Annotated in this window: 8 protein-coding genes; 6 read left to right on the top strand and 2 right to left on the bottom strand. The window is 70.9% G+C overall.

Translation table 11 applies throughout. The annotated features are described in order from the left end of the window. Positions 1-15 precede the first annotated feature (15 nt). Positions 16-594 (bottom strand): nicotinamidase, encoded by a 579-nt coding sequence (locus ACWGL3_RS29855; RefSeq protein ID WP_267946300.1) that lies wholly within the window; start codon positions 592-594, stop codon positions 16-18. Positions 595-661: 67 nt separating this feature from the next. After that, a complete protein-coding gene (locus ACWGL3_RS29860) occupies positions 662-1,963 on the bottom strand; it encodes a nicotinate phosphoribosyltransferase (protein WP_267946299.1) in 1,302 nt (433 codons plus the stop codon). A gap of 131 nt (positions 1,964-2,094) precedes the next feature. Here ACWGL3_RS29860 and ACWGL3_RS29865 point away from each other — a divergent pair, with 131 nt between their 5' ends. From ACWGL3_RS29865 to rdgB, 6 genes are all read left to right on the top strand, one after another. Continuing rightward, positions 2,095-2,517, top strand: coding sequence for a M67 family metallopeptidase (locus ACWGL3_RS29865; RefSeq protein ID WP_267946298.1), 423 nt, complete (start codon positions 2,095-2,097; stop codon positions 2,515-2,517). Between the two features lie 95 nt (positions 2,518-2,612). Continuing rightward, positions 2,613-2,891: a MoaD/ThiS family protein gene (locus ACWGL3_RS29870; RefSeq protein WP_267946297.1), complete on the top strand. Its 279-nt coding sequence runs from the start codon at positions 2,613-2,615 to the stop codon at positions 2,889-2,891. A gap of 7 nt (positions 2,892-2,898) precedes the next feature. Beyond that, positions 2,899-3,846, top strand: a complete 948-nt coding sequence (locus ACWGL3_RS29875; protein ID WP_267946296.1) for a PLP-dependent cysteine synthase family protein — start codon at positions 2,899-2,901, stop codon at positions 3,844-3,846. A gap of 309 nt (positions 3,847-4,155) precedes the next feature. Then, positions 4,156-4,908 carry an MBL fold metallo-hydrolase gene (locus tag ACWGL3_RS29880; protein WP_267946295.1) on the top strand — a complete coding sequence of 251 codons (753 nt, stop codon included), beginning with the start codon at positions 4,156-4,158 and terminating at the stop codon, positions 4,906-4,908. Positions 4,909-4,997: 89 nt separating this feature from the next. After that, positions 4,998-5,717, top strand: coding sequence for a ribonuclease PH (gene rph / locus ACWGL3_RS29885; RefSeq protein ID WP_452462065.1), 720 nt, complete (start codon positions 4,998-5,000; stop codon positions 5,715-5,717). Positions 5,718-5,773: 56 nt separating this feature from the next. Continuing rightward, positions 5,774-6,379: an RdgB/HAM1 family non-canonical purine NTP pyrophosphatase gene (rdgB, locus tag ACWGL3_RS29890; protein WP_267946293.1), complete on the top strand. Its 606-nt coding sequence runs from the start codon at positions 5,774-5,776 to the stop codon at positions 6,377-6,379. Positions 6,380-7,028 lie beyond the last annotated feature (649 nt).

Consider the following 7,028-nt stretch of genomic DNA (forward strand, 5'->3'; position numbering starts at 1 on the left):
GCCCCCGCCCGTGCGTCAGCCCACCAGCGGCTCGCCCTCCAGCTCCACCCCGGCCGCGCGCAGCCGCTCCAGCGCGGTCGTCACGGTGTCCCCGGACACACCCGCGGTGAGGCCGAGCAGGACCCGCGTGCGCAGGCCCTCGGCAGCCGCGTCCACCGCCGTCGCGCGGACGCAGTGGTCGGTGGCGATCCCCACCACGTCCACCTCGTCCACCCCCCGTTCGCGCAGCCAGTCGGCCAGCCGGGTCGTCCCGTCCCCCGCGGTCCCCTCGAAACCGCTGTAGGCCGCCGTGTACAGCCCCTTGCTGAACACCTCCTCGGCCAGCGAGGCGTCGAACTCCGGATGGAACTCGGCCCCCGGAGTCCCCACTTCGCAGTGCCGGGGCCAGCTGTCCACGAAGTCCGGGTTCTCGGAGAAGTGCGGTCCCGGGTCGATGTGGTAGTCGCGGGTCGCCACCACGTGGTCGTAGGAGTCGGCGTTGGCCCGGGCGTGGTCGGTGACGGCGGCCGCCGTCCGCTCGCCGCCCCTCACCCCCAGGCTCCCGCCCTCGCAGAAGTCGTTCTGGATGTCCACCACGATGAGTGCCCTGGTCATCCCGGCACCCCTTTCTCGCGTCTGTCGGTCAGGTCTCGGAACTCAGGGGCCGGTCTCCCGGAACGGCTCAGTGGAAGACCGTCGGCAGCGCGGCCTCGCCCCGCGACATCCGGAGCGCCTGCTCGGGAAGCTCGGCGACCGTCGCGCGGTGCCGCTCCCTCGCGTCGTGGACGCTCTCCTGTCCCACCACGACGCCCTCGGACACCAGGGGCCGCAGCAGCGGACGCAACCCCACGCCCGAAGACGGGTCGTGGGGGAACACCTCCTCCGCCACGGCGGTCCCCTTGTCGTCCAGGCGTCGCGACGCCCACTTGCGGCCGCCCCGGCTGGGCTTGCCCACCGAGCGCTTGGCCACGGGCTCCAGGGGGGCGTCCGGCTCCAGTCCGCGGGCCCGCGCCACCAGCTTGTACACGAGGGACACCGTCGGCGCCCCCGACCCCGTCACCAGAGAGGTACCCACCCCGTAACCGTCCACGGGCGCCACGGCCAGGGCCAGGATCGAGTACTCGTCCAGGTCGCCGGTCACCACGATGCGGGTCCCGGTCGCGCCGAGGGCGTCCAGCTGCGCGCGCACCCGGGAGGCGGTCGCGCCGAGGTCGCCGGAGTCGATGCGCACCGCGCCCAGCTCCGGGCCGGCCAGTTCCACGGCGGTGGCCACCGCCCGCTCCACGTCGAACGTGTCCACGAGCAGTGTCGTCCCCGTGCCCATGGACTCCAGCTGGGCCTTGAACGCGTGTCTCTCGCTGTCGTGCAGGAGCGTGAACGCGTGCGCCGCGGTGCCGCCGGTCGGCACCCCGTGGGTGCGCCCCGCCTCGAGGTTGGAGGAGGTCGCGAACCCGCCCACGTACGCGGCGCGCGCCGCGGCGACGGCCGACCGCTCGTGCGTGCGGCGCGAGCCCATCTCGATCAGGGGGCGGTCGCCCGCCGCGGCCGACATCCGGCTGGCGGCGGAGGCGATGGCGCTGTCGTGGTTGTACACCGACAGCGCCAGGGTCTCCAGGATCACGGCCTCGGCGAACGTGCCCTCGACCACGAGGATGGGGGAGCCGGGGAAGTACGCCTCCCCCTCGCCGTAGCCCCACACGTTCCCGGAGAACCGGTAGTCGGCCAGCCACGCGAGCGTGCGGTCGTCCACCACCCCGTTGTCGGACAGGAAGTCCAGTTCCCCGGTGCCGAACCTGAACCTCTCCAGGAGGTCGAGGAAGCGGCCGGTCCCGGAGACGATCCCGTACCGCCGCCCCTCGGGGAGGCGCCGGGCGAACATCTCGAACACCGACCGACGCGGGGCGGCGCCGCTGTGCAGGGCCCCCTGGAGCATCGTCAGTTCGTAGTGGTCGGTGAGCAGCGCGCTGCTGCTGTCGTCGCTCATGGGCACGAGCCTAATCCGTGTGCGATGGGCCACGGAGGCCGCCCCACCAGCCCCGGAACGGCGGGGGTTCCCGGGGCCGCTAACAATACCCATTCGGTTGGTAGGGAACAGGATGCGGGTACCCTGGTCGCATGCTGAGGATTGATCGCTCGATCTACGACAAGATCGTCTCCCACGCCCGTCGCGACCACCCGGACGAGGCGTGCGGCGTCGTGGCCGGACCCGAGAAGTCCGACCGCCCCGAGCGGTTCATCGAGATGGCCAACGCGGAGCGGTCACCGACCTTCTACCGGTTCGACTCCCTCGAACAGCTCAAGGTCTGGCGGGAGATGGACGACCGGGACGAGGAGCCCGTCGTGATCTACCACTCCCACACCGCCACCGAGGCCTACCCCTCGCGCACCGACATCTCCTACGCGTCCGAGCCCGGCGCGCACTACGTGCTCGTCTCCACCCGTGAGCCGGACACCGTCGAGTTCCGGTCCTACCGGATCGTCGACGGCGAGGTCACCGAGGAGCCGGTGGAGATCACCGGTACGGGCGCCGGCCAGTAGGCGCCGCGTCTCGCGGGCCCCGCCCCGGAATGGCCGCGAGACGTCCCCTGTTGGAAATGAACGCACACCAACCACCGCGAAGGAAGTCACTCTTCATGGCCATCGAGGTCCGCATCCCCACCATCCTGCGCAACCTGACCGACGACGCCAAGGTCGTCGAGGGGTCCGGCGCCACCCTCGAAGAGCTGTTCACCGACCTGGACGGCCGCTACCCGGGCATCGGCGAGCGCCTGGTGGAGGACGGCAAGCTGCGCCGCTTCATCAACGTGTACCTCAACGACGAGGACGTGCGTTTCGTCGGCGGCCTGAAGGCGGAGCTCTCCGACGGCGACAGCGTCACCGTCCTGCCGGCCGTCGCCGGCGGAAGCCGCTAGGTCGGGCATGCGCTACGACTCCCTGCTCGACTCCCTCGGGGGCACGCCGCTCGTCGGCCTGCCGAGCCTCTCGCCCTCGCCCCGGGTCCGGCTCTGGGCCAAGCTGGAGGACCGCAACCCCACGGGCTCGATCAAGGACCGCACCGCGTTCTTCATGATCGAGCAGGCCGAGAAGGACGGCCTGCTGTCCCCCGGCTGCACCATCCTGGAGCCGACCTCGGGGAACACCGGCATCTCGCTGGCGATGGTCGCCAAGCTGCGCGGCTACCGCATGGTCTGCGTCATGCCGGAGAACACGTCGGCGGAGCGCAGGCAGCTGCTCGCCATGTGGGGGGCCGAGGTCCACTACTCCGAGGCGGCGGGCGGGTCCAACGAGGCCGTCCGCGTCGCCAAGGAGATGGCGAAGGAGAACCCGGACTGGGTGATGCTCTACCAGTACGGCAACCCGGCGAACGCGCGGGCCCACTACGAGACCACAGGCCCCGAGATCCTCGCCGACCTGCCGGGGATCACCCACTTCGTGGCCGGTCTCGGTACCACCGGGACCCTCATGGGAGCGGGGCGCTACCTGCGCGAACAGCGGCCCGACGTCCGGATCGTCGCGGCCGAGCCCCGGTACGGCGAGCTGGTGTACGGGCTGCGCAACCTCGACGAGGGCTTCGTCCCGGAACTGTACGACGAGTCGGTGCTCACCACCCGCTTCTCGGTCCCGGCCGAGGCGGCGCTACGGCGCACCCGCGAGCTCCTCGACCGGGAGGGCATCTTCGCCGGGATCTCCACCGGCGGAGCCCTGCACGCCGCGATGGGCGTGGCCGCGAAGGCGGAGAAGGCGGGCGAACGCGCCGACATCGCCTTCGTCATCGCCGACGCGGGGTGGAAGTACCTGTCCACCGGCGCCTACGAGGGCACCCTGGAGGAGGCGGAGGACCGGCTCGACGGCCAGCTCTGGGCCTGAGCCGTCCGACGCCTCCCGGGCCGGAAGGCGGTGGGGCCGGCACCCGCGATGGGTGCCGGCCCTCTTGCTGTTCTGAACACGCCCGAAACACGCCCTGAACAAACAAGACAGAAAGCGTCAAAGTGTGTGAAAAATTCACACGTGACCGAGGTCGCGTGAGACGCGGGCCACATTTTGTACCACCCGGGCGGGCATTGGGGTAGACCCGTAACAACGGGACATCCGCAGAACCAGCCGCCATCCGCACTCCTCACCACACGCCTGGGGTGCCAAGGACGCCGCGCGGCCCATCGAGAAGGCGACGACGACGTGCGACTCACGATTATCGGGTCCTCGGGGAGCTTCCCCGGGCCGGACAGCCCGGCCTCCTGTTACATGCTGGAGGCGGACGGCTACCGCCTCCTGCTCGACATGGGCAACGGCGCGCTCGGAGCACTCCAGCGGTACATCGACATCTACTCCGTCGACGCCGTCTACCTGAGCCATCTGCACGCCGACCACTGCTTCGACCTGTGCTCCTACTGGGTGGCGAGGATGTTCCACCCCGAGGGCGCCAAGCCCCGCATCCCGGTCTACGGGCCCAGGGGCGTGGCCGACCGCGTCGCGGAGGCGTACGGGCTCGAACCGGACCCGGGCATGACCGAGGTCTTCGACTTCCACGAGCTCGTCCCCGGCGCCCTGGAGATCGGCCCCTTCACCGCCCGGGTCGACTACGTCAACCACCCGGTGGAGGCCTTCGGCATCCGCCTGGAGCACGGCGGCGCGTCCATGGCCTACTCGGGGGACACCGGCGTCTGCGACTCCCTGGTCGAACTCGCGACCGACACCGACCTGTTCCTGTGTGAAGCGGCCTTCCAGGACCACCTGGAACACCCCAAGGACATGCACCTGACGGGCAGCGAGGCGGGCGACCACGCCAACCGCGCGAGGGCCCGCGAACTGCTCCTCACCCACCTCGTGCCGTGGAACGACGACGAGGTCACCCTCGCCGAGGCCAGCTCCACCTTCGCGGGGCCGATCGGCCTGGCCCGCAGCGGCCAGGTGCACGCGATCGGCGGCTGACCGGCCGGCGGAACGCGGCGGGCGTCGCACAGGAGGGGCATTCGTGCCCACCAGCACCGCCGGACCCTCCTCGGATATACGCTCTTGGCATGGCCCGACCTGACGGACGCGTTCCGACCCAACTCCGCCCCGTGACGATCACCCGCAACTGGCTGCGCCAGGCGGAGGGCTCCGTACTCATCGAGTTCGGGGACACCCGCGTACTGTGCGCCGCCACAGTCGAGGACGGGGTCCCCCGCTGGCGCCGGGGCACCGGCGAGGGGTGGGTCACCGCCGAGTACGCGATGCTGCCCCGCGCCACCGACACCCGCGGGGCGCGGGAGTCGGTCCGCGGGAAGATCGGCGGCCGCACCCACGAGATCTCCCGCCTGATCGGCCGCTCCCTGCGCGCCGTCGTGGACTTCAAGGCGATGGGCGAGCACACCATCACCCTGGACTGCGACGTCCTCCAGGCGGACGGGGGGACCCGCACCGCCGCCATCACCGGCGCGTACGTGGCGCTGGCCGACGCCATGAAGTACCTGCGCAAGCGCCGCAAGCTCAAGAACAACCCGCTGACCGGCTCCCTGTCGGCCGTCAGCGTCGGCGTGGTCCAGGGCCAGCCCAGGCTGGACCTGAACTACCTGGAGGACTCGGTCGCCCAGACCGACATGAACGTCGTCCTCACCGGGGACGGCAGGTTCGTCGAGGTGCAGGGGACCGCCGAGGGGGAGCCGTTCGACCGGGGCCTCCTCAACCAGCTGCTCGACCTCGCCGCCGCCGGCTGCGAGGAACTGACCGCGATCCAGAAGAAGGCACTGGCCGAGTGACACCGATGAACAGCGTCGGCACCCGTATCGGCGGTGTCCCCGGAGGAGGGGGAACCGTGAAGCTCGTACTGGCCACACGCAACGCCAAGAAGGTTCCGGAGATGCGCGCGATCCTGGCCGAGGCCGGCCTGGACGCGGAGGTGCTGTCGCTCGACGCCTTCCCGGACGCGCCCGAGGTGCCCGAGACGGAGCCCTCGTTCATCGGGAACGCACTGCTGAAGGCGCGCGCGATCGCCGCGCACACGGGGCTCCCCGCCGTCGCCGACGACTCCGGACTGGCCGTCGACGAGCTGAGGGGGATGCCCGGGGTGCTCTCCGCCCGCTGGGCGGGCCGCTTCGGCGAGGGGGACCAGGACCGGGCCAACCTCGACCTCGTCCTCGACCAGCTGGCGGACACCCCGGCGGAGCGCCGCGGCGGTGAGTTCGTGTGCGCGGCCGTGCTGGTGATGCCCGACGGGACCGAGGTGGTCGCCGAAGGGGTGCTCCGCGGCAGGCTGGCGCGCGAGCGCCGGGGGGAGCACGGCTTCGGGTACGACCCGGTCTTCATCCCCGAGGGGGAGACGCGCACCACGGCGGAGCTCACCCCGGAGGAGAAGAACGCGATCAGCCACCGGGGGATCGCCTTCCGGCAGCTGGCCAAGGACCTGGCGGACATGGTCTGATCCCCGCCGGTCCCGTGCTGACGAGGGGCGGCGCCCGGGCTTGCGGCCCGTGCGCCGCCTCCGTCGTTCCGGGGCCGCGGGGCCGTTGCCGGGGCCGCGCGCAGGTGCGGGCTCCGCCGCAGAAAAAACTCGGCCCCCTGTGTTTGGCCGCGGGTGTGCAGGGGCAGGACAGTCCTTGCCTGACAAGCAAGCCGTGACAGACACACGATCGCGAGGATCGGGTGGTCCGGCAGGCGCGGACCAGCGGGCGGGCCCGAGGGGGCCGGCCGACGCGGAACGCTCGTGGACATCGGGTTCCCCCCGGACGCGGGCCGGTTTGACGCCGCCGGGGTAGTTGCCTACACTCGATCGAGTCGCTGCGGGACGGCGAGGATCCTTCTTCGGATCACTCGGAACCGGGCCGCGATCTGACAATCCTCCTCCTGAGTGCCTTGGTCCGAGCATGTGCTCGGAGCGTGTAGGCTCAGGGAGTTGCCTCGAAAGAGGGAAAACCGGGTTCTTTATCCCGATCAGGTGCGCAGAAAAACCTCAGGGTTCGGAAGCGCAAATGCGAAAAACCGCCGATTTGGCGGGGCGCGGAACACCTGATAAAGTAAAGACACAACAAAGCGGAAACGCAGACGCCTTCCACGGAAGAGCAGACGGCCGG

The sequence above is a fragment of the Nocardiopsis sp. NPDC055824 genome, from assembly GCF_053616335.1.

Bases quoted from the DNA above. Each gene is read 5' to 3' on its own strand.
- ACWGL3_RS29855 (WP_267946300.1), bottom strand. From the start codon at position 594: ATGACCAGGGCACTCATCGTGGTGGACATCCAGAACGACTTCTGCGAG.
- ACWGL3_RS29860 (WP_267946299.1), bottom strand. From the start codon at position 1,963: ATGAGCGACGACAGCAGCAGCGCGCTGCTCACCGACCACTACGAACTG.
- ACWGL3_RS29865 (WP_267946298.1), top strand. From the start codon at position 2,095: ATGCTGAGGATTGATCGCTCGATCTACGACAAGATCGTCTCCCACGCC.
- ACWGL3_RS29870 (WP_267946297.1), top strand. From the start codon at position 2,613: ATGGCCATCGAGGTCCGCATCCCCACCATCCTGCGCAACCTGACCGAC.
- ACWGL3_RS29875 (WP_267946296.1), top strand. From the start codon at position 2,899: ATGCGCTACGACTCCCTGCTCGACTCCCTCGGGGGCACGCCGCTCGTC.
- rph (WP_452462065.1), top strand. From the start codon at position 4,998: ATGGCCCGACCTGACGGACGCGTTCCGACCCAACTCCGCCCCGTGACG.